This is a genomic window from Gimesia sp., from assembly GCF_048260065.1.
Taxonomy (GTDB): Bacteria; Planctomycetota; Planctomycetia; order Planctomycetales; family Planctomycetaceae; genus Gimesia.
This window is the reverse complement of record NZ_JBLXHC010000004.1, coordinates 244,727-266,790: the sequence shown is the minus strand read 5'-3', so window position 1 is coordinate 266,790 and position 22,064 is coordinate 244,727. Positions and strand designations below refer to the sequence as shown.

Below are 22,064 nucleotides of genomic sequence, written 5' to 3'. Positions count from 1 at the left end.
AATCGAATTCGATTCCCACACCGTGAGAACTGTCAGAGCTTCTAACTCAATTTCTGAAAGAAAGTAGAAACCGTTGGTCTGGTGGCATTATCTTTTACTGGCGGGCATCGGCTGTATTGCCGGCATACTGAATGTTCTGGCAGGTGGTGGCTCGCTGATCCTGATGCCGATCATGGTATTCTTGGATATCCCCGGTGCCGTCACGAATGGTACGGTTCGTATCGCGATTTTAGGTCAGAACCTGACAGCCATCGCAGGCTTTAAACAGAAAGGCTTCTCCGATTACCGCCTCAGTCTGACTCTGGCTCTGTGCGCATTGCCGGGAACCGTCATTGGAGCTTTTTTAGGCACGAAACTCACCAATGCCTGGTTTAACAAAATTCTGGCAATTGTCATGCTGGGAGTCCTGGTAACAATGGTACTTGGTAATCGCAAAAAGAAAAAACCGGAACCGAAAGTTATCGATTCGTCTTCCGATATCGCTGACAGTGAAAACCATTCTGCGAGTGAGACTGCAAACGATCGCATACCAGTTACCGGTTATCTGCTGATGATCCTGGCAGGGTTTTATGGCGGATTTATTCAAGCAGGTGTCGGCTTCATTCTGATTGCCATTATTCACAATGTGATGAATATCGATTTATTACGAACTAACATGCACAAGGTGTTTATCGTTGCCGTTTATACGGTCGCAGCCATTGGAATCTTTGCCTGGCAAGGACAGATCTGGTGGGGGACCGGACTGATCCTGATGATTGGTATGTCGGTTGGGGGCTGGATTGGATCCAATCTGGCTGTGAAAAAAGGGGATGCCTTCATCCGCACGGTTTTATATATTGCTCTTGTCTGCATGTCGATCAAATTACTGTTTATGTAACAGCAATCGTTTATTTGTGGATGATCTTCTTTTTCAGATCATGAAACGGGTACTTATGTTGTGGCGACTGAAACAAACGACGGTTTATCTGTCCTTTTTAATCCTGGCTGGAATGGTTTCCCTGAATGGCAGCATCGCAGCTGAACCTGAAAACAGACCCGAATTTGATGCTAAACGCGCGTTTGGATATCTGACTAAAATTTGTCGCCTCGAATCACGCATGAGTGGTTCACCCGGCATGGCAGCGCAGCAGAAACTTATTCTGGACCATTTCAGGGAACTCAAAGCCAAAGTCCAGTTCCAGTCCTTTGATGCACCACACCCCATTACCGGTAACCCGGTCCGCATGAATAACATGATTGTCAGCTGGCATCCGGAAGCCAAAAAACGAATACTGCTGGCCTGTCACTACGACACCAGGCCGTTTCCAGATCGCGATCGAAACAACCCGCAGGGCCTCTTCATTGGTGCCAACGATGGCGGTAGTGGTGTCGCCTTTCTGATGGAACTGGGAAACCTGATGCCATCACTCAAAATCAGCCAGGGCTATGGAGTCGATTTCGTCTTCTTTGATGGCGAGGAACTGGTCTTCCGCCAGAATGATCCTTATTTCCTGGGTTCAAAATATTTTGCCACCCAGTACAAAAATGAACCGCGTGACTTTGAGTACGTCTATGGAGTTCTGCTGGACATGATTGCCGACAGGAACCTGGGAATCTTCATGGAAAAAAACAGCCTGAAGTATGCACCTCAATTAACTCGCAGCATCTGGGAAGCAGCCCGCAAGACCGGAGTACGGGAGTTTATTCCTCAAGCCAAGTTTGAAATCCGGGACGATCATCTCCCCCTGAATGAGATCGCCGGCATCCCGACATGTGACATTATTGATTTTGATTACCCAGCGTGGCATACCACGCGCGATGTTCCCCGCAACTGCTCGGGAACCAGCCTGGAAAAAGTAGGAACCGTGATTATCTACTGGCTGCAGAATCTCCCTGAGTAAAAGAACCATTAATATGAGTACATTGCCTGATTCAATGATTACCGCCAGCTACGAAATGGAATCAGTGGCATGATTGATTCACTGTTGTTACATCGCGTGCAATTTGGTTTCACGGCTTCCTTTCATTACCTGTTTCCCCAGTTGACGATGGGGCTGGCCCTATTAATCTTCATACTGAAATGTATAGGCTTGAAAGGTAATCCCTGGGCCGATGCCGCCGCGCGGTTCTGGTTGAAGATCTTCGGGCTCACGTTCCTGATGGGGGTCGTCACAGGCATTCCCCTCGAATTCCAGTTCGGAACCAACTGGGCACAACTCGTGAAATCGACCGGTTCGATCCTGGGTCAAACTCTGGCGATGGAGGGGGTCTTTGCGTTCTTCCTGGAGTCAACCTTTCTCTATCTGCTGATCTTCGGTGAAAAGAAACTGGGGAAGCGTATGCATTGCCTGGTCTCCTTCCTTCTGTTTCTGGGAACCTGGTTGAGCGGCTATTTTATCATTTGTACGAATGCTTTCCTGCAGCACCCGGTCGGCTATCAAATCGGTGAAGATGGCGTTTATCAATTAACCAGTATCGGAGCATTACTCAGCAATCCCTGGGCAATCAAACAATATCTTCACACCATGACAGGATCTGTCATCACGGGCAGTTTCACCATGGCATCGATTGCCGCCTTTCATCTTTTGAAACAGCAGCATCAGGAAGTTTCTCGTCGATACCTGACCATCGCAGTGCTGGTTGGTTTTCCCGCCAGCATGATTGCCGCGATGCCCACCGGGGACTGGGAAGCCAAACAGGTACAACAACATCAGCCTGTCAAATTCGCAGCCATGGAAGGGCACTTTCATACTGAAGACGGTGCTGGACTGATCATCCTGGGGCAACCCAATCTTCAGGAAATGAAAATCGATAACCCGATCATCATTCCCAAAGCACTTTCGTTTCTCACACACGCCAGTTGGAATGCGCGTGTGAAAGGGTTGACCGAATACGATCGTGATCTCTGGCCAGACAACATTGAGTTGCTGTATTTTTCCTATCACATCATGGCGGGGCTGGGGACGTTGTTCATCGCATTGATGGGCGTCAGCCTGGTACTTGTGTTGAAAGGAAAACTGCATACGAGCCGTCTTGTCCTCTGGCTGCTGATGCTCTCGCTCCCCTTTCCCTTTATTGCCAATACAGCAGGCTGGTTTACGGCGGAGATCGGACGTCAGCCCTGGTTGATTTATAACCTGATGAAGACCGCAGACGGCGCTTCCAATAATATTTCACAGGGAAATGTCATGTTTACGCTCCTCGGGTTTATGGGCCTGTATCTGTTACTGTCAGTTTTGTATTTCTTCCTGGTAACTCGAATCATCGGCCGGGGACCTGAACTTCTCAATCAGCCAGAATCAGAAACTGAGGGAGCAGTATAACATGGAAACAGTCTGGTTGATCCTGCTGGTATTAATGATCGCGACCTATATCGTCCTGGATGGATTTGATCTGGGAGTGGGAGTTCTGCATTTGCTGATTGCCCGCGATCGTTCGGAGCAGAAACAGATCATGCAGTCAATCGCCCCGGTCTGGGATGGGAATGAAGTCTGGCTGATTGCTGCAGGGGGCACGATGATGATGGCCTTCCCCGGTTTTCTCAGCTCCATGTTCAGCGGATTTTATCTGCCGTTAACCATGGTAGTCTGGCTGTTGATCTTTCGAGCCATCAGTATTGAACTGCCTCACTATCTCTCAGATTCCTTATGGATTCATTTCTGGAATATGATGTTGTTCGTGGCCAGCGGATTACTGATCATCATCTTAGGGGCCGCCATGGCCAACATTTTTCGAGGTGTCCCCCTGGATGCCAATGGCAGTTTCTTTGAGCCTTTGTGGACGAATTTTCGCATCGGGCAACAGACGGGAATTCTGGACTGGTACACAATCCTGAGTGGCGTAACCTCAGCGACCTTCCTGTTACATCATGGTGCGCTCTGGCTTGTGGCAAAAACGGATGGCAGAGTTCAGCAGCATGCCCGTCAGGCAGCCGCCTGGCTCTGGTTCGGTTCAATCGGCCTGACCGTGATCATTCTCATTGCCAGCTGGTATGTTCAACCCCTCGCCCGGACCAGCTTTTCAGAAACACCCTGGAAAATTATCCTGCCTCTGGCTGCAGTCCTGTCATTGCTTGCATCTGGTTATCTCCGCTGGAAGAATAAAAACATGCCGGCATTTCTGACTTCAGGCCTGTTTATTTATCTCGTGATTTTCACAGGAGCCGCTGCGATCTATCCCAATATTCTGCCCGGATTAAATCCCGAATATCATCTTACGATCTATAATACTTCGCCTGGACCGGAAAAACTGACCACCACCTTGTACTGGTGGATTCCCGGAATTCTGCTCGTAGGCGTGTATTTCACGATCCTGTTCCGATCCCTGCCTGCCGTGATATCAGCCAGTTCGGAAGAGGACCACTAAACCCTACAACTCAAGCGTGTTGAGAAAAAGCACCATTCCCGTTCATTCACTCCAGTAGGCCCTCAAATGAGGCAATTCTGGAAACGTAAAGAAACCACACTGTTCCCGCCTCTTATTCCGTCTGCAAAATAAATTCCATCACACACGTTTCATCTGAAACTGAATTTGTTAGACTGAAAACGAGAGGACTGGAAGTTTGAAATGTTAACATTTCAGCAGGCAAAGGGATTCCCCCCACCATCACTCAAGGACGCAGTAATAGTGACAGATACGATCCCAGGCATAATCGTTGGTACACTTCTTGTGCTGTTTGGAGCAGGACTGATTCAACTGCATCGTACTTCCTGGTTCCATCGACAGCACGATGATGATCTCGGGGACGATGACTATCAGTTCTTCGCGAAACAGTATCGGCGACGGATGCAAACATCGAGCCTGTTAATTGTGATCGGCTTTCTGATCGTAATCGGCGATTCCCCTTATATGCCCTGGAAATCGTATCCTGGATTATTCGCGGCTTACTGGGGAGGGATCCTGCTGATCGCATTCTGGGTGATCCTGTGTGCGATTGGCGACATGAGTGCCTCCCGCATTCGATCAACGCATCTGATTTCGCGGGTTCACGATCAACAGCGCCTGCTGGAAAAACAGCTTTCAGAACTGCGTAAGAACCATCAGAAATCGGTAGACGAAGATACCAATTCGTCGCCTGACCAGGAGAAATGAAGGTTTATTAAGCGGGCTGCTCAGGAAGCCACACGTGCCTTCTGCACCAAGTCTTCTGAGGCAAGTCGCTCGTACCCGAACATCTCGAATGCTTTCTGCCAGCGCTCGTAGATTTTCTTCTCCTGGGCGGCATCCATTTCGTATTTGTTTTTCTTATAGGATTTCTGATCCTTCAGATACGGCTGCATATTCTTCTCCAGCCCTTCAAAGCCTGAGAGATTCAGATGCTCATAAACTTTTCTGAGTTCACCTACGGGATCTTCTTCCAAGTCTTCAAACCGGACTTCATGCAGTTGCCCTTCAGGGACAGTCTGTCGATCACGCTCATAAACATTCAGGTGATTCACGTAAATGTTCGACATGTCCTCTTCCAGCTTTTCCATATCCAGTGGAGCAAAACCGTTATCGCCAAACATGGTTTTCCGCAGATGGAGTGTCGAATTATAAACTTTATAGGGATCCCGATAGATATATACAAAACGAGCATCGGGGAACATTTCCAGCAGAAATGGGATCCGGAATGTGTGAGTGGGTGACTTCAACAGCACATGTTTGTTGGCACCTGCTTTGTACGTCAGTTTCTTCATGAAATACAGAAACGTCTTTTTCCAGATCGATGTTTCCCGTGGAGTGAGCCGATCAAGTTCGTAATACCGATCATAGACTTCCGGCTGATCGCTGAAAGTGATCGCCAGGTAAGGCGACATCAGATGCAACAGCATGATCGATGTTTCATCTTCCTGGGGCAGATCCCAGGTCACAGGCATGTTATCCATGGGCCGCTGTTTCGGGATCAGATGTTTTACAACATGCTTCAGAACCCGTTCAGTCAGGAGAAAATGCGCGGGAAACAGCATCGCTCCCATATTCGGATAAATAAACTGATCGTCCTTCGACATCAGATTATGCAGCAACGTGGTCCCACTCCGCCAGTGACCAATGATAAAGACGGGGGACTCAAGCTGTGTTTTTTTGACTTTACGGCTGTAGATCAGGTTTTCCAGTAGACTGAAAAACGAGTTGGACACACTCAGCAAACCGGAAGAAATGAGCCGCCCCAGACCTGACCAGCGAATTGTCGGACGCAGCCTCATCAGCTTGACAAAATTTGTGAATCCGATTCCAGACCAGACACAAAAAGGGCCTTGGGTCGATCCACTGTTCTTTTCCTGGGGTTTAGTCATCTGGGGAGACTGTCCTGCTTTTTTTCAACACACTTCATAGCCCGACTAGCAAACGAATGCCCGTTTTCAGCATGGTTGATGAGCTCAACACTGCTGGAAGGTCAAGATTATACTCGATTTATATGAGATTGTCTTCAGGCAGGCAGAGTAGAATAGCGGCTAAGAGATTGTTTTTCTACCACAATATCCAAATTTGAACTGATCCGAATTACTGGATCTATAATGAATTTATTTCGGCATCCCGTGTATCAGACTTCGATGAACTCTTTCCCGTTTCACAGGATTACGGAATACAATACGTCAAACGCAGCATAATGCATGCGTATTTACCCTGTTTAAATTAACTGTTTACCCCCAGTTACACAATTGATAGGGACTAAAATGTTTCACTCCCGCCTACGCACAGCTCATAGTGAAACCATGTATCTATCATTCGGACTTGCCGCCAAGGGTGTCTAACTCTAATCCAGCAGGTGACATATCTGCTGAAAATCAGGTTTTAAAGAAGAGTAAAGCTTTTGATAGACTGGGAATGCCTGATTATAAACTTTCTTATCCTTAGAATTGACGCTGGTACTTTCCACCACCCGAATCGTCGCAGAACAGGCCTCTACGACATCTTTATAGGCACCAGTCCCCGCAGCAGCCAGTAGCGCAACTCCGTATGCAGGGCCTTCTTCCGCGTTGATAGTGACGACTTTTTGTCCGTAGACATCGGCCTGAACCTGTCGCCAGAAAGGACTCCGGGCACCACCCCCAGACAGACGGATCTCTTTCACAGGAATATTCAGTTCCTGAATGATTTCGAGCGAATCCCGCATCGCATAAGTGGCCCCCTCGATCACCGCTCGACTCAGGTGAGAGCGACCGTGCCTCAAACTCAGACCAATCCAGGCTGCCCGTGCGTAAGGGTCTGCATGCGGAGTCCGCTCCCCCGTCAGATAGGGTAAAAAGAACAGACCTTCGCTGCCTGCTGGCGCCTCCGCTGCCTGGGCCGTAATCAATTGATACGGGTCTACTTTCTGCTTTTTGGCGGCAGCGACCTGCTGTTCACAAAGCTGATTGCGATACCACTGTAGACTTCCCCCGGCTGACAGCACCACCCCCATCACATGCCACTTATCACGAACCGCGTGACAGAAAGTATGCACGCGTCCTGCGGGGTCAATCTGAACTTCATCACTGTGAGCAAACACGACACCGCTGGTTCCCATGGTTGCAGAGATGACGCCACGCTTCACAATCCCGTTTCCGATTGCTCCTGCTGCCTGGTCGCCGCCTCCCCCGACAACCGCGACCCCGGCAGAGAGCCCCAGTAGACTTGCAGACTCTGTAGTTAAATGCCCGCTGACATCCTCTGATTCATAAACTTCGGGCAAAAGTGATTCGTCCAGTTCCAGTTTACTCAACAGGGGACGGCTCCACTTTCTCTGTTTCACATCCAGCAATAAAGTACCTGAGGCATCGCTGACTTCCGTGGCGAATTCCCCGGTCAGTCGAAAACGAATGTAATCCTTAGGCAGGAGCACCTGAACTGTTTTGTCAAAATTCCTGGGTTCATGATTTCTTAACCAGAGAACCTTAGGAGCCGTGAAACCGGTCAAGGCGGGGTTCGCAACCAGGCCGATCAGTTTTTTTCGACCGCCGGCCCTTTGCTCAATCTCGGCACACTCCGCAGCGGTCCGCTGATCGTTCCAGAGTAGAGCAGGACGGATGACTTCGTGTTTCTTATTGAGAAACACACTGCCATGCATCTGCCCGCTCAGTCCAATGCCTTTAACATCGGCTGGCTTGATGTTGCCCGATTTCAAAACCTTGCGAACACTCTTGATCGTTGCCTGCCACCAGTCCTCCGGATTCTGTTCCGACCAGCCCGGATGCGGACTATAGAGAGGATACTCCACGGTGGCGGAAGATAGAATCGTTCCATCTTCCTGCATCGCCAGTGTTTTTGTTCCACTGGTTCCAACATCAACGCCCAGAAAAACTGCCATGCCTCAGGTCCTTCTCAAAGTCAGTCACTCAATTGTTGTAAACAGAAACCAGACAGAAATTCCAACCCTGAAACTTATTCGGGACAGACACAGCCAATCGGCTGGATCTCGGAAAGTTCACGTACCCAGATATTTCGGAACTGAGTATCGTTACGATGGAACTGAAGTTGAATCGGCAGTTTTTCTTCATGAGCCGTATAGAAAGGTGGCTGATGATAGAAAGTCGCTCCCTGCAGTTCGGTATGATTCTGGACGACTACGCCATTCTGAATCACTGTGACATAAGCAGGTTTGACCAGCTGTCCGTAGTCGTTGAAGCGGGGTGCGGTAAAAATAATATCATAAGTCTGCCATTCACCCGGTTTTCGGCAGGCATTTACCAGAGGGGGATACTGCTTGTAAATCGAACCGGCCTGGCCATCGAAATACGTTGTATTCTCGTAGGAATCCAGAATCTGAACTTCATACTTCCCCATCAGAAAGACGCCACTGTTGCCGCGCCCCTGGCCTTTTCCTTCAATTTTTTTAGGCGTCGCCCATTCAATATGCAACTGACAGTCTCCGAATGACTGTTTGGTTTCAATATTTTTGTTGGCAGTTATCGCATAGCCGTCTTTGATCTTCCACTGATCGCCGTCTTTCCATTTGTCGAGGTTCTTACCATCAAACAGCACAATCGCATCGGAGGGGGGCTGATGGGGAGGCGTCTGTACGACTTCGGGTTCTTTCCAGATCAGACCATTCTTGTATTCTTCCACCAGATTCCCATAGGTGTGATAAGCAGTTCCCAGAAAAACTGCGACCACCAGAATCCGAAATGCTTTATGTAAACCTGTCATAACGTTCTCCCGTTTTATCATTAATTTGGATTTGAATATTGATAAAGAATGATGATTCTGCTGTTCAGGCTTTAAGAGAATCCCGTCAGCAGAATCAGTAATCGAGGCTGGCGCCCCCTTCGGCTTCAATGGCCTGCCCCGTCAGAAAACTGGAATCCTCGGTCGCGAGAAATAATGCCAGCTTTCCCATTTCTTCGATAGTGCCCATGCGTTTGAAAACCTGCAGATCGGCTACCGTTTTCAATGCGTTCTCAGCATCAGGCAGAGTTGCGGCCCAGTCTCGCATGAGAGGCGTATCGATATTGCTCGGCAGGATCGCATTCACGCGCACTCCGGCTTCACCGAGTTCGATGGCCAGTGACTTGGTAAAGCTGACCTGCGCCCCTTTGGTGGAACAGTATGCTGTCGAATGATGCTGTCCTAAAACGGCTGTCATTGACGACATGTTAATGATCGTCCCTTTGTTTTTTCGCAGATGGGGCAGGGCATATTTCGCGCCGGCAAAAGTACTCAGGAAGTTGACTCGCATCAACTGTTCCATTTCCTCAATACTGGTCTCTTCCAGCGACATGGCGGGAGGATGCACGCCGGCATTGTTGATGATGCAGTCCAGTCTGCCAAACTGTTCCACGACCAGATCGATCGCCGAGCGAATCTGTTCATGCTCGCCAACATCGCATTGCACGAACATTGCCTGGCCTGGTCCTGTTTCATTCAACTCGCGTGCCAGGTCCTGTCCAGCACGCAAGCCGCGTGCGAGGATTGCGACCTTACCTCCCTCTGCACAAAATACACGCGAACAGCCTTCACCAATACCTTTACTGCCACCAGTGACGATCACGACACGATCTTGAAATCTCATATTTCCCTCAACCGTTTTATCTTGCAGGAACAAACTTGGAACCGATGCTAGAAACGTTCCAGTTCGTCATTTACGGTAACAATTACCGGGAGGGAATTCCAATCCAACGCAGTTTTGAATTGAGGGGACACGACTAAATAAAAGAGCTTTATTTTATCCGTGTGTTGATTGTAACGGTTTTAAAGCGCATCACATAAATTCATAGAAAAGCTCGTTCTGATATACTCGTCCCAAATGGCCTTGGAGACGCTACAGTAAAACTGGACACAGTTTAGAAAGTTGACCGCTGCGAACCAATGCGCAAGATTTCAGGTAATTCTGCCAGATTCAGATTTCCGCCACTGAGAACGGCGACAACCTTCTTACCCGCAAATCGTGCTGGATGATTCAAGACCGCAGCCAGCGCTGCCGCACCGGCTCCTTCCGCCAGATTGTGGGTCTGCTTCAAAATATGGTAAGCGGCGATTCGCATGTCATCTTCGCTGACCAGCAGAAAGTCGTCCAGGACGGATTTCATGATCTCCTGTGTGAATTCCGCGCCGGCGCGAGTGGCGACTCCCTCGGCCCAGGTAGCTGCGGTAGGCGTAGTCTGCATCGTTCCCGTTTTCCAGGAAAGCTGGTTGGCAGGCGCATTTTCGGCCTGCACTCCAATCACTTCCGTCTGAGGGCGCATCGCGCGGGCCACAATTCCCGTTCCACATACCCCACTCCCCATGCCGACAGGAACCAGGATGACATCCGGATTGGGAAGCGTATCAAAAATTTCTACTCCCTGTGTTCCCACACCGGCAATCAGCTTCGGTTCATTGGCAGAATGAACATAACGCCGCCTGCCATCCACCAGTTCTTCTTCGAGAAACTGTTTGGCTTCATTGAAGTCTTCTCCCGCTTCAATGATCTCTGCTCCCAGCATGCGAATCGCTTCGACTTTATCCGGATTATTATTGCGGGGAACGACGATCGTACATTTCACACCATACTTTCGCGCCGCATAAGCCAGGGACTGTCCATGATTGCCTGTGGAGCACCCCATGATTCCTGCCTGCCGTTCTTCCTCTGAAAGTGTACTCACCAGATTGATACCGCCCCGCACTTTGAAAGCTCCGACCGGCTGGTGATTTTCGTGCTTCAGAAACAGTTTCGCTCCAGTCAGTCGGCTCAAGCCAGGCCATTCAATCAGAGGCGTCGGTGGTAAGATACTATGGACACGAGGCATTGCCTCCAGAATATCCTGATAAGTCGGGGCTCGCATGTTCCATTCCTGAAGCTGGATATTGATCGGTAGAGCAGTGTATAAAAACGGAGACACAGTTCTACCTTTGAAGTTCGTTACCGGAGCGACAATTGTCAAGTTTGGGAAGCCATAAGTTCAGCCCCGGATCAATTTGGAATTCTTGCATCTGCTCTATATGCCTGATATGATTTTACTTGAGATCGCTGACTCTGAAACATAAATCTGTCAGCGTCGATGAACCTGCCTGCTGAACATTGGTAGTTCAGCTACCGTTAACACCATTCGTTACGGACCGGTATCACCAAACAGTTCTCAACGCGTTTGATGTGCCAGGAATTCCGGGAAGAAATCCATCCCCCGGCGCTTCTCACGTGTCCTCAACTGAGGGCGACTTAAACATGCCTTGGGTAATACTGCGATCACTGGTAGTCTGCTGCTTTGCCATTTTGAGCCTGGTCATTCCACTCGAAGCGCTGGCAGGGAATGTCGATTTTAACCGGGATATCAGACCGATTCTCTCCCGTAACTGTTTTTACTGTCACGGCCCCGATGCCACTCACCGCGAAGCAGACCTGCGGCTTGATCAGGAACAGGGACTGAAATCAACAGACGAATCCGCGATGATTCACCCTGGTCAACCGAGTCAAAGCGTATTGTTCGCGCGGGTTTCCAGTAAAGACTCTGACCTGGTCATGCCCCCTGCTGATTCCGGGAAAAAGTTAAAGCCAGCTGAAATTAACCTGATCCGTCAATGGATTGCCGAAGGTGCCCCCTGGTCTCAACACTGGTCGTACATTCAACCGCAGCCAGTCAAAACCCCAACCGTCAAAGATCAGAACTGGCCCGTCAACTGGATCGACAATTTTATCCTGGCACGACTGGAAACAGAAAACCTGAAGCCGGCTGAAGAAGCGGATAAAATCACTCTCATCCGCCGACTGAGTTTTGATCTGACAGGACTGCCACCCACTACTGAGGAAGTGAAACGCTTCGTTGATGACACCGATCCTCAAGCTTATGAAAAACTCGTCGACCGTTTACTATCCTCTCCTCAGTATGGCGAACGAATGGCGATTTACTGGCTGGACCTGGTCCGCTTTGCTGATACCGTCGGCTACCACGGAGACCAGGACCACCACATCTCTCCTTACCGGGATTACGTGATAGACGCCTTCAATCAGAACCTGCCGTACGATCAGTTTGTGCGAGAACAACTGGCTGGTGATTTGTTGCCTGAACCATCCCTACAACAGAAAATAGCGACCGGATATAACCGCGTATTGCAGACATCGCATGAAGGGGGCGTCCAACGCAAGGAATATCTGGCGATGTACGCCGCCGACCGGATTCGTAATTTTTCCGGTGTATTCATGGGTGCCACCATGGGTTGTTGTCAGTGCCACGATCACAAGTACGATCCCTATACGATCAAAGACTTTTATTCGATGGTCGCATTCTTTGCGGATATCGATGAAGACCGACACTTAATACGGGGCTCTGACCGTATTCCCACGATCCGTGAGCCGGAAATCTTTCTCTATACCGATCAGGAAAAAGAGCAGATCGCTCAACTCGAAACAAGTATTAAAACAAAACAAGCGGAATTGAAATCCGCAGCAGAAAAACAGGATCAGAAAAAGCTCAAACAGGAACTGGCGAAGCTGAAAAAATCGCGTGAGGCGATTGACCGTAGTGCGATAAAAACGATGATCACGGTCTCAATCAAGCCCCGGGAAATTCGTATTCTACCGCGTGGCAACTGGCTGGATGAAACAGGCCCCGTCGTGCAACCTGCGATCCCCGAATTTCTGGGAACCGTGCGCAGCGAACAGGAACGACCGACTCGCCTGGATCTGGCTGACTGGCTCTCCGACAAACAAGGCTACGGGCCGCTCATGGCCCGTGTGATGGCAAACCGCTTCTGGTATCTCTTTTTTGGTCGCGGAATTGCACCTGTTCTGGATGATTTTGGCGGACAGGGAGGTCCCCCTCATTATCCTGAACTGCTTGATCAACTGGCGATCAAATTTCTCGACGATCAATGGGACATCAAGCAGATGGTCAAGTTCATCGTCATGAGCAGAACGTATCGACAGTCCTCAATTGAATCAGACAAACAACGAACTGCAGACCCCTTTAACCACTGGCTGAATCGGCAGGCACGATTTCGACTCCCCGCGGAAATGATTCGCGATAATGCACTCGCTGTGAGCGGCTTGCTGGTGAAGGAAGTTGGTGGCCCCAGTGTAAAGCCTTACCAGCCTGCAGGCTATTATCGGCACTTGAATTTCCCCAAACGAAAATATGCAGCAGACACCGACGAACGTCAGTGGCGACGCGGACTGTATGTGCATTGGCAACGCCAGTTCCTGCATCCAATGCTCAAAGCATTTGACGCCCCCAGTCGCGAAGAATGTACGGCACAGCGTCCCCGTTCAAATACGCCGATTGCTGCAATCACACTGCTCAACGATCCGACTTTTGTCGAAGCATCTCGAAAATTTGCGGAAGACATTGTGCAGAATGGCGGAAACCCGGATTCTGCAAAAATTCAGTATGCCTTCAGAAAAGCGACCTCTCGCCAACCAGAGAAAATGGAACAGGAGGTTCTGCTGACGTTATTGGACTCCAACCGGACTGCATTTTCCACCAAACCCAAGTCAGCCGATTTATTGACTCACACCGGACTGGCAAAAACAAATTCATCACTGGATGCGATTGAACTGGCAGCCTGGACTGAAGTCGCGCGGGCACTGTTAAACCTGAATGAAGTGGTGACGAGGAACTGAGAACATGCGGAACTGGAATCAATTTCAAACTGGTTTGAATCGTCGTACATTCCTGAATAACACTGGCGTCGGTCTGGGTGCCGCCGCACTGGGAAGCCTGCTGACTGGAGAAAATTTATCAGCGGCAAACAAACAATCTACTAATGGCGGTTTCCTGGGTTTACCGCATTTCGCTCCCAAAGCAAAGCGGGTCATTTTTCTCTGCATGGCCGGCGGTCCTACTCACCTGGAAACCTTCGACTACAAACCCAAACTGGCAGAGATGGATGGAAAACCATTCCCTGAAAGTTTTACTAAAGGTCAACCCATCGCGCAGCTGCAGGGGAAAGAACTCAAGTGCCAGGGTCCTTTAACCAGATTTCGCAAGTATGGTCACAACGGCCAGGAGATCAGTGACTTCCTTCCCTGGACGGCAAAGATCGCTGACGAAATCTGCATAATCCGTTCGATGGTGACCGAGCAGATCAATCATGATCCTGCCCATACTTTTCTCAATACAGGTACAGCCATCAGCGGTCGACCATCAATGGGCTCCTGGATCACTTATGGGCTCGGAAGTGAAACGGAAGAGTTGCCTGGTTTTGTGGTACTCACCAGTGTCGGTGGGCGGAATCCACAACCGATTGCATCGCGGCAGTGGGGCACGGGGTTCCTTCCCAGTCGTTATCAGGGCGTTCAGTTTAACTCGACCGGCGATCCGGTAAACTATCTCAAGAATCCAGAAGGCATCAGCAATTCCCAGCAGAAACAGTTAATTGAAACCGTTCAGAAGCTGGATCGTTATCGAAACGAACGCGTCACCAATCCGGAAATTGAAACCCGCATCGCTGCTTATGAAATGGCTTTCAAAATGCAGACCTCGGTTCCCGAACTGATGGATCTTTCCGGCGAAACCAGGCAGACTCTGGAAATGTATGGTGCGGAACCGGGTTCAGGCAGCTATGCCAATAACTGTCTGCTGGCACGGCGTCTGGCAGAGCGGGGTTCACGATTCATCCACCTCTACCATCGAGGCTGGGACCATCACGGCGATCTGGTTCGCTATATGAATACCTGCTGTGGCCTGACCGATAAACCAACCTGGGCACTCATTACTGATCTCAAACTTCGGGGTTTGCTGGATGAAACCCTTGTCATCTGGGGAGGGGAATTCGGCAGAACCCCCATGTTTCAGGGCAAAGGAGGCATAGGCCGTGACCACCATATTAAGGGCTTTTCCATGTGGATGGCCGGAGGAGGAATAAAAGGTGGAATTACCTATGGCGAAACTGATGAACTGGGCTATAATTCAGTAGAGAACATTGTACACGTCCGTGATCTGCATGCGACAATGCTGCATTTGCTGGGAATCAATCACCATCAATTCAGTGTCGAATTCCAGGGTTTGGATACCAGACTCACAGGTGTAGAAGAAGCACACGTCATCGATCAGATTCTGACGTAGCATGGCACTAGAAGTCCCTGAGGGGCGCCCCGATGAATATTCATCGGGGCGTTTTCTTTTCACAATCTTTGTAACTGAAGCTAAATTGAGCAGTTACACTTTCAAATCTTCTACAGACTGCTGCAGATCTGCCTGGTACTTCTCCCGGACCGGATCGATGATCTCGGCGATAAAGGCATCAACCTGTTCCGGTGCCCGACCAATGTACTTGCGGGCATCAAGGGCACTGTTCAAATCACAGTCTTTGAAAGCCGGGTCTTTCTGTAGACGTTCAATCAGATCATTCTTGCCGCCATGCACCTTCACTTCGGCGCCCGCTGCCTGGCTATGAACGCGAATCAGTTCATGCAGTTCCTGGCGATCACCGCCGGCTTCGACTCCAGCCATCAGGAATTCTTCGGTCGCCATGAATGGCAGCTCTTCATTCAAATGTTTCTCAATGACTTTAGGATAGACCACCATGCCATCCACAATGTTGCGGTATAAAATCAGCACCGCATCGATTGCCAGAAAGGATTGAGGAAGTGACAGCCGCCGATTGGCACTGTCATCCAGTGTCCGCTCCATCCATTGTGTCGCCGCGGTATCTTCTGCATTCGCAGTCAGGCTGATTGCAAACCGGGCCAGCGAACACATCCGTTCCGAGCGCATCGGATTACGTTTGTAAGCCATGGCTGAAGAACCGATCTGGTGTTTTTCAAATGGTTCTTCCAGTTCCTTGCGGTTCTGAAGGATGCGAACATCGTTCCCGGCTTTATGAGCTGACTGACCAATACCACTCAAAGCAGACAGAACCTGAGCATCCACTTTGCGTGAGTAAGTTTGTCCGGTAACCGCATAACGTTCTGCGAAACCCATTTTCTCCGTAACGCGCCGATCCAGTTCATCAACTTTGGCATGGTCACCTTGAAACAGTTGCAGGAATGTTGCCTGGGTTCCCGTCGTTCCTTTGACACCGCGAAAACGAAGTTTTTCCAGACGATATTCAATTTCTTCCAGATCCAGAATCAGATCATAACACCAGAGTGTAGCCCGCTTACCGACTGTCGTGGGCTGTGCAGGCTGCAGGTGTGTGAAACCCAGACAGGGCAAATCACGATATTCCGCAGCAAATTTTGCCAGTTGATCGATGACTGAAACAAGACGTTTGCGAACCTGTTCCAGGCTTTCGCGAATCATAATCAATTCACTGTTATCAGTAACAAAACAGCTGGTCGCCCCCAGGTGGATGATCGCCAGCGCATCCGGGCAGCGTTCCCCATAAGTATGGACGTGTGCCATCACATCATGACGACGCTTTTTTTCTTCTCTGGCAGCGACTTCAAAGTCAATATCATCAATGGCTGATCTAAGCGATTCCACTTGAGCGGCTGTGACAGGCAGTCCCATTTCATGCTGCGATTCGGCCAGCGCCACCCACAGTCTGCGCCAGGTGGAATGCTTCTTCTGCGCCGACCAGATCTGACTCATTTCCTGTGAGGCGTAACGACTGATTAACGGATTTTCATAGGTAAGATGACTCAATTTTTTCTCTTTCTTCTACACTAACTGGTGAAGCAACTTTCACCCAGATTCAATACGAGTACGTCTGACTGACGATACTAATTTTCCGGAACGGGAACCACTTTCATGTTCTCGGCAACATGGATGCCCATGGAGATCTGCTGGCCACTCCATTCGGAAATCACAATTCCGGCTTCGATATTTTTTTCTGTTACTTTCCCCACTGATCCGATCTCCAGACCGGTGCGGGAAAGAAACCGCAGGAATTCCGGTTCCTGGTCGGTCACCTGTACGATCCGTAGTTTGACTCCTGCCGGACAGGCTGCGAGAGTTGTCAGATTAGGATAAGCCCGCCGCATTTGTCCATCAATCGAAGGAATCGGATCGCCATGCGGATCGGTCTCAGGAAATCCCAGGTATTCATCAATATGATCCACCAGGAAATCACTCACTGCGTGTTCCATATTTTCTGCTTCCGCATGGATCTGATCCCAGGAGAGCTTCAATGTTTGGAACAGAAACAATTCGATCAGTCGATGCCGTCGCAAAACGCGGATGGCAGACTGTTTCCCTGCATCAGTTAAACTGGCCCCTTCGTAAGGACGATACTCCACAAGTTTAGACTGCTTCAGAGTTTTCAGCATACTGGTGACTGTGCCGGGAGCCACATTCATATATTTGGCTAATTCACCCGTACTGATCCATTCTGAGCTGGATTGCAGACTGATCTGCAAAATCGCCTTCAGATAATTCTCGACGGTCAAACTAGTTACGTTCACAAGATTTCCTGCTTCTTCAGATAGATAACTCTAATTCAGTTGAAGCGACCTCGAACACAAGGTACAGAGCCCTCAACAGAATCAGCTGGCACATGCCTGTTTATCCTAGCAACATCGTATTTCACTTGGAATCAATACTACACTCGAAATCAATGGCATTTCGAGATAGCGATGAGTTCCCTCCCTATATGGTGAACTCACTCAAGTCATACTGAAATAAACACTTACTGATATCTAATTCAACAGCACGGAATCATTCCTTTTTCCAAAAAACCGGTAGTTTGAATCATGCTGAATGTTAGAATCTGCCGATTTTAATGATTATACGGTATCCTCTCCTCCACTCACATTCTCTCTTTTCAATATATATGTAAGGAAGGCCGGATGATTAGCTGGCGCCAGGTTGGTATCAGGTTGCTGATCGTGTTCCTGTTCACGGGAACATATCAGGATGCCCGTGCGCAAACCATTGTCCGTGAAATCGGATTACCGCAGGAACAAGTCAGACAAACCGCTGTTGTCGGGCTGCTGGGTGAATTTAATCGCTGTGCCGCCTATGAACTCTCAAATGAAGAGCTGCAACTCAGCCAGGTTGTCTCGGGGGCAGGAGGACTCACCACTGATTCTTCAGGTGTCATCCGCGTGATTCGGGGCGGTCGCAGCAGCCAGGATCTGTTCTTCAATTCTGACATCGATTTTCCCCTCATGCATGGGGATGTTCTGATTGCGTTGAAATCGTCGTCAAACGTCATGAATGTCTCGTTCAGCACACCAGCTCAAACAGCACAGCTGCAACAGCCCCGGAACTCTGAATTGATTCAGATTGCGATTCTCAACCTGTTAGATCGCCCTGTTGTTTTCGGGGTCAGACCTGAAATTGCAGATCTTGCAGGCATTCTGAAATGTCTTCGACAACCGCTGGAACAATATGCCCAACTGGCTGAGTCGATTCAAATCATCCCCCCTTATCGCAGTCGGGGCAATTCCGATTTCAAATCGAGAAAACTGACTTCCCGATTTCCCTCGGGAACAGTCATTGTATTAAAATCACCGCAGGTACTGAATCTGTCTATGGTTCCACAATCCCTGCCGGCACCACGTCGATTATGCCCCACACAAAGTACAAATCCAAATCCTTTCATGGAGACGTCGACACCGGGAACTCTGGAGAAATCTGTTTCTCCAGTGGGAGAAGAAGCACCCGAATTACAGAAGGTGACACATCCGGAAGAAACTTCACAACCCTCTGAAGATTCATCCCTGAAAGTAGAAACCAATCCACCACTGCTGCGTGGACCAATGTTGCAACAGACTGCCGCCAGTCTGGCAGAGATCCCCAATCCAGTGAAACCACATTCAGAAGATCACAAAACGGATATTCTGAATGACAATACCGATGAAAAGAGTCAACTCCTGGCAGATTCTTCTTCCGTTCCAGACCTGGATTTGAAGGCAGCTCCCGCGCCTCCGGTGGAATCAATAGACCGACGTCTGGACGAAGACCTGTCTAAATATGAAGAGATTGATACGTCTGCCGAATCATCCTTCTGGCCACCGGGAACCGCTTATATTCTGCTTGCTGGAATCGCATTCCTGCTCTGGAAATATCTGCACAGGAAACCTCGGAAACAGCAGGTAAATGCTGAGCTGGAACAAACTGACCAAGACGAGCACAGCACAATCATTACTCAATGGGAGACGCTGCCTCCGTTGCCGGAAAAATCATTGCTGGAACAGATTCTCGAAAACCAGATACCTGTGATTGATGAAACTCCTCAAATTCCGACACAAGCATTCATTTATGGACGACATCAGTCTCGTGCTCTGCGAGTCGACAAAGCAGAACCCACATTAAAGGGACCGCACTTCAACCAGAAATCCCGTCGTGATTCGAAAACTCCAGAGCAACCTGAGTTTTCCAGCGCGGGCACGGTCATTGCTCCGGAAAAACCACAAGGCAAGAAAACCAGATCACCTGCGTTCCGTTTTGACCGCTCACATCAAAATACTTCTAAGGCTGGTGAAGAAAAACAGCCACCCACTGATTCAACGCGTCTGGGACACACCAGCCAGTCAGAGAAGAAGGGGCATTACACAATTCTTGACCGAGTGCTGCAGGCAGTACAGGGAGTATTACCTAAATGAGCAGCGCCTTGCAGATCGATTCCACCTGCCTCCGCACATTACAGAATGACGCGAGTCACAAACTGACACGACGTTCGATCGAAGCGTTGTATACGATCCTGGAAGACAACAGTGAAAATCGGGCGATGTTGCACAAAATAGGTGTTCCGTTTCTCAATTCCGAAGAAACGCTGATCATCCCCGGCGGAAATGCAACACAGATTTCACGTTTTTCGAATGTGCCCCTCTATACACTGTTTGCAAATGGTGAACTGGTATTGAACGATCCGGTGCACCGCCAGTTGCTTTCGACTTTGATTCAGTCTGTACTCCCCAAAGCCAGAACCAGCGGGGAATATTGTGCATTCATCGTACCAGGCAACGACTCGCAATCACCACTCAACAAACTGACGGCCCAGTTGATCTCTTTACAGGGATTCACGCCTTTTGCCACCACCATCACACTGGCAGCCGGTTTGTCTGCCTTTCCAGCAGCAACTCGATTTTCAGGTTATGTGATCTACCTGGGACATTCTCATTCCGAAATGGGACTGGTCCACCAGAGCCGAGTGGTCGCACGACATTCGGTACCATTTGGGAGCGAATGGATGGACGAACAACTGGCACATTCCTGGAAAATGTTCAAGAGAGACTCGGAAGGAAAACAGCGGATCGACTCAAAGCAGGCTAAAGAGAAAAGACTCAGTCCACAAATCAGCCTGAGTCCTTATCTGTCACATCACTCGGTAGTGACCTCCTGGTATGAATCATTGCTGGACAGCCTGCTGGATGAATTTGCGACTCAACTGGATGCGATTCAAACCTATATCGCCACTCTGAAACGGTTACCAGTCGTCTGCCTGGGTGACCTCGCACAGACAGCCGGTTTCAACGAACTACTCAGTCAGAATCTGGTAAACCACAAAATCCCCTTCAATCAAAGCGAAGTGATTCTGGTTCCGGATGAACAGACAGCGATTACGCGCGGCACGCTGGTCGTCGCCGCGATGGAAGAAGAAGCCACGGCGCGGGCTGCTTAATTCTGTTTGACCAGATCGGCTGTCAGTTGTTCCACAAACCGCAGATAGTCTGCTTCCAGCGTTTGAATATTTGTTTTAAACGCTTTCTTGAAGTCCTGTTCCCGGGCATCAGCAGAGTATACCTGCAGAGGATCGCGTTCCGAAATCGTTTTGAGATAACGGGCATAACGGGCCGGTTGAGTCTCCACCAGAAAAAATGTGAGCGCCCAGGCTTCCGCATAGGCATCCAGAGTCGAAGAGCGAAACTTTGAATCATCGCGAATGAATGCCCGTAGTGAACCATTCTCTCGACGTGTACGGGAATAATTCACAAACCAGATCAAGCGATCTCGATTGATTCGAGAGAGAGAATTGGCGCTGCCTCCCGTATGTGTCCGCAACTCATCAGATTCAAATGTGGTTGCCAGCCCCTCAACGACCCAGCGTGGATTTTCGCCGATCCGGGTATGCAGTCCGGTATTGAAGGCAACCTGATGTGTGGCTTCGTGAATCATCGTATCCCGCAACGCTTCTGCCATATTCTTACCATCCGCGGAAACCCGTGCATAGCTCAACGGTGTCCCATGCTGATTCAGATCAGCATCATGCAGCGCAGTCGCCGCTCCCTGATCGAAGAGAGCAGTACGATTGGTATGCGGGTGATAGTACCCGAGCAAACCCTGGCCGGCACGCACGCCATCTTTTTTACAATAGTCAAAGAATTGTGCCTGGTCGGGAAAAATGACGGCGACCATCAGAAACTCAGGTGCTTTGACCTGATAGCCACGCAGGGAAAAATAGTGTGAGAACGATTCATAAAGATCTTCGAACACACCCCCATACGCTTTGGCTTTCCCCCGCGGGGCACAAATCAGGTAGTGTCGCGTCGCAATAATTTCGTACAACGGGCCGAATTCATTCTGCAACTGCAACTTCATCTTGTTCAAGGGAAGCTTTTGAAATTCGGAAGCGACTCGACGAAAGGATTTGACTTTCTTTAATGAGACTTCCGATAGCATCCCCGACTGATCCATCATCCAGCAGATATCATCGTTATGCGCAATCGACTTCCCTACGAACACCGTATTATCGGTTTTCATCTCAATCAGTGAGGGTGGTTTTGCGCAGACGGGTTCTAAAGTTAGCCAGAACAGACTGGCCCCCAGCAGAGTGAGTGGTATCAGACGCAGGCAGGACAGCATCGGGACGACCTCAAATCGGAT

The 22,064-nt window shown here is 49.5% G+C and carries 17 protein-coding genes; 9 read left to right on the top strand and 8 right to left on the bottom strand.

From position 1 onward, the window contains the following. The first annotated feature begins 73 nt into the window (after positions 1 to 73). From ACN0YN_RS09420 to ACN0YN_RS09400, 5 genes are all read left to right on the top strand, one after another. Complete coding sequence (locus ACN0YN_RS09420) at positions 74 to 877, top strand: sulfite exporter TauE/SafE family protein (protein WP_417384747.1); 804 nt, start codon at positions 74 to 76, stop codon at positions 875 to 877. Between the two features lie 55 nt (positions 878 to 932). Continuing rightward, positions 933 to 1,880, top strand: coding sequence for a M28 family peptidase (locus ACN0YN_RS09415; RefSeq protein WP_417384746.1), 948 nt, complete (start codon positions 933 to 935; stop codon positions 1,878 to 1,880). Positions 1,881 to 1,949: 69 nt separating this feature from the next. Further along, a complete protein-coding gene (locus ACN0YN_RS09410) occupies positions 1,950 to 3,302 on the top strand; it encodes a cytochrome ubiquinol oxidase subunit I (RefSeq protein ID WP_417384745.1) in 1,353 nt (450 codons plus the stop codon). 1 nt (position 3,303) lies between these two features. Beyond that, the gene (gene cydB, locus ACN0YN_RS09405; protein ID WP_417384744.1) at positions 3,304 to 4,344 is read left to right on the top strand and encodes a cytochrome d ubiquinol oxidase subunit II; all 1,041 of its coding nucleotides are present in this window, start codon (positions 3,304 to 3,306) and stop codon (positions 4,342 to 4,344) included. A 201-nt stretch (positions 4,345 to 4,545) separates the two neighbouring features. After that, the gene (locus tag ACN0YN_RS09400) at positions 4,546 to 5,070 is read left to right on the top strand and encodes a hypothetical protein (protein ID WP_417384743.1); all 525 of its coding nucleotides are present in this window, start codon (positions 4,546 to 4,548) and stop codon (positions 5,068 to 5,070) included. A gap of 20 nt (positions 5,071 to 5,090) precedes the next feature. On the opposite strand, the gene ACN0YN_RS09395 is transcribed toward ACN0YN_RS09400, so the two are convergent. From ACN0YN_RS09395 to ACN0YN_RS09375, 5 genes are all read right to left on the bottom strand, one after another. After that, positions 5,091 to 6,254, bottom strand: a complete 1,164-nt coding sequence (locus ACN0YN_RS09395; protein ID WP_417384742.1) for a sulfotransferase family protein — start codon at positions 6,252 to 6,254, stop codon at positions 5,091 to 5,093. A gap of 461 nt (positions 6,255 to 6,715) precedes the next feature. Then, the gene (gene xylB, locus ACN0YN_RS09390; RefSeq protein WP_417384741.1) at positions 6,716 to 8,248 is read right to left on the bottom strand and encodes a xylulokinase; all 1,533 of its coding nucleotides are present in this window, start codon (positions 8,246 to 8,248) and stop codon (positions 6,716 to 6,718) included. Positions 8,249 to 8,322: 74 nt separating this feature from the next. After that, positions 8,323 to 9,087 (bottom strand): 3-keto-disaccharide hydrolase, encoded by a 765-nt coding sequence (locus tag ACN0YN_RS09385; protein ID WP_417384740.1) that lies wholly within the window; start codon positions 9,085 to 9,087, stop codon positions 8,323 to 8,325. Between the two features lie 94 nt (positions 9,088 to 9,181). Next, entirely contained in the window at positions 9,182 to 9,949 is a 768-nt protein-coding gene (locus ACN0YN_RS09380) for a glucose 1-dehydrogenase (RefSeq protein ID WP_417384739.1), read from the bottom strand. A 271-nt stretch (positions 9,950 to 10,220) separates the two neighbouring features. Beyond that, a complete protein-coding gene (locus tag ACN0YN_RS09375) occupies positions 10,221 to 11,201 on the bottom strand; it encodes a threonine ammonia-lyase (RefSeq protein ID WP_417384738.1) in 981 nt (326 codons plus the stop codon). 380 nt (positions 11,202 to 11,581) lie between these two features. On the opposite strand from ACN0YN_RS09375, the gene ACN0YN_RS09370 reads away from it, so the two are divergent. Continuing rightward, on the top strand, positions 11,582 to 13,972 hold the full coding sequence (locus ACN0YN_RS09370; RefSeq protein WP_417384737.1) for a DUF1553 domain-containing protein: 2,391 nt from the start codon (positions 11,582 to 11,584) through the stop codon (positions 13,970 to 13,972). A 4-nt stretch (positions 13,973 to 13,976) separates the two neighbouring features. Then, positions 13,977 to 15,416 (top strand): DUF1501 domain-containing protein, encoded by a 1,440-nt coding sequence (locus ACN0YN_RS09365; RefSeq protein ID WP_417384736.1) that lies wholly within the window; start codon positions 13,977 to 13,979, stop codon positions 15,414 to 15,416. Positions 15,417 to 15,509: 93 nt separating this feature from the next. Here ACN0YN_RS09365 and purB read toward each other — a convergent pair whose 3' ends face one another. Further along, the gene (purB, locus tag ACN0YN_RS09360; RefSeq protein ID WP_417384735.1) at positions 15,510 to 16,940 is read right to left on the bottom strand and encodes an adenylosuccinate lyase; all 1,431 of its coding nucleotides are present in this window, start codon (positions 16,938 to 16,940) and stop codon (positions 15,510 to 15,512) included. A gap of 77 nt (positions 16,941 to 17,017) precedes the next feature. Further along, positions 17,018 to 17,698, bottom strand: coding sequence for a metal-dependent transcriptional regulator (locus ACN0YN_RS09355; RefSeq protein WP_417384734.1), 681 nt, complete (start codon positions 17,696 to 17,698; stop codon positions 17,018 to 17,020). A gap of 384 nt (positions 17,699 to 18,082) precedes the next feature. Here ACN0YN_RS09355 and ACN0YN_RS09350 point away from each other — a divergent pair, with 384 nt between their 5' ends. Further along, entirely contained in the window at positions 18,083 to 19,843 is a 1,761-nt protein-coding gene (locus ACN0YN_RS09350) for a hypothetical protein (protein ID WP_417384733.1), read from the top strand. Beyond that, positions 19,840 to 20,862 (top strand): hypothetical protein, encoded by a 1,023-nt coding sequence (locus ACN0YN_RS09345; RefSeq protein WP_417384732.1) that lies wholly within the window; start codon positions 19,840 to 19,842, stop codon positions 20,860 to 20,862. The genes ACN0YN_RS09350 and ACN0YN_RS09345 overlap by 4 nt, the downstream gene beginning before the upstream one ends. Here ACN0YN_RS09345 and ACN0YN_RS09340 read toward each other — a convergent pair. Continuing rightward, positions 20,859 to 22,043 carry a DUF1570 domain-containing protein gene (locus ACN0YN_RS09340; RefSeq protein WP_417384731.1) on the bottom strand — a complete coding sequence of 395 codons (1,185 nt, stop codon included), beginning with the start codon at positions 22,041 to 22,043 and terminating at the stop codon, positions 20,859 to 20,861. The two genes, ACN0YN_RS09345 and ACN0YN_RS09340, sit on opposite strands and share 4 nt — an antisense overlap. Positions 22,044 to 22,064: the final 21 nt, after the last annotated feature.

Bases quoted from the DNA above. Each gene is read 5' to 3' on its own strand.
- ACN0YN_RS09415 (WP_417384746.1), top strand. From the start codon at position 933: ATGTTGTGGCGACTGAAACAAACGACGGTTTATCTGTCCTTTTTAATC.
- ACN0YN_RS09410 (WP_417384745.1), top strand. From the start codon at position 1,950: ATGATTGATTCACTGTTGTTACATCGCGTGCAATTTGGTTTCACGGCT.
- cydB (WP_417384744.1), top strand. From the start codon at position 3,304: ATGGAAACAGTCTGGTTGATCCTGCTGGTATTAATGATCGCGACCTAT.
- ACN0YN_RS09400 (WP_417384743.1), top strand. From the start codon at position 4,546: ATGTTAACATTTCAGCAGGCAAAGGGATTCCCCCCACCATCACTCAAG.
- ACN0YN_RS09395 (WP_417384742.1), bottom strand. From the start codon at position 6,254: ATGACTAAACCCCAGGAAAAGAACAGTGGATCGACCCAAGGCCCTTTT.
- xylB (WP_417384741.1), bottom strand. From the start codon at position 8,248: ATGGCAGTTTTTCTGGGCGTTGATGTTGGAACCAGTGGAACAAAAACA.
- ACN0YN_RS09385 (WP_417384740.1), bottom strand. From the start codon at position 9,087: ATGACAGGTTTACATAAAGCATTTCGGATTCTGGTGGTCGCAGTTTTT.
- ACN0YN_RS09380 (WP_417384739.1), bottom strand. From the start codon at position 9,949: ATGAGATTTCAAGATCGTGTCGTGATCGTCACTGGTGGCAGTAAAGGT.
- ACN0YN_RS09375 (WP_417384738.1), bottom strand. From the start codon at position 11,201: ATGCGAGCCCCGACTTATCAGGATATTCTGGAGGCAATGCCTCGTGTC.
- ACN0YN_RS09370 (WP_417384737.1), top strand. From the start codon at position 11,582: ATGCCTTGGGTAATACTGCGATCACTGGTAGTCTGCTGCTTTGCCATT.
- ACN0YN_RS09365 (WP_417384736.1), top strand. From the start codon at position 13,977: ATGCGGAACTGGAATCAATTTCAAACTGGTTTGAATCGTCGTACATTC.
- ACN0YN_RS09350 (WP_417384733.1), top strand. From the start codon at position 18,083: ATGATTAGCTGGCGCCAGGTTGGTATCAGGTTGCTGATCGTGTTCCTG.
- ACN0YN_RS09345 (WP_417384732.1), top strand. From the start codon at position 19,840: ATGAGCAGCGCCTTGCAGATCGATTCCACCTGCCTCCGCACATTACAG.
- ACN0YN_RS09340 (WP_417384731.1), bottom strand. From the start codon at position 22,043: ATGCTGTCCTGCCTGCGTCTGATACCACTCACTCTGCTGGGGGCCAGT.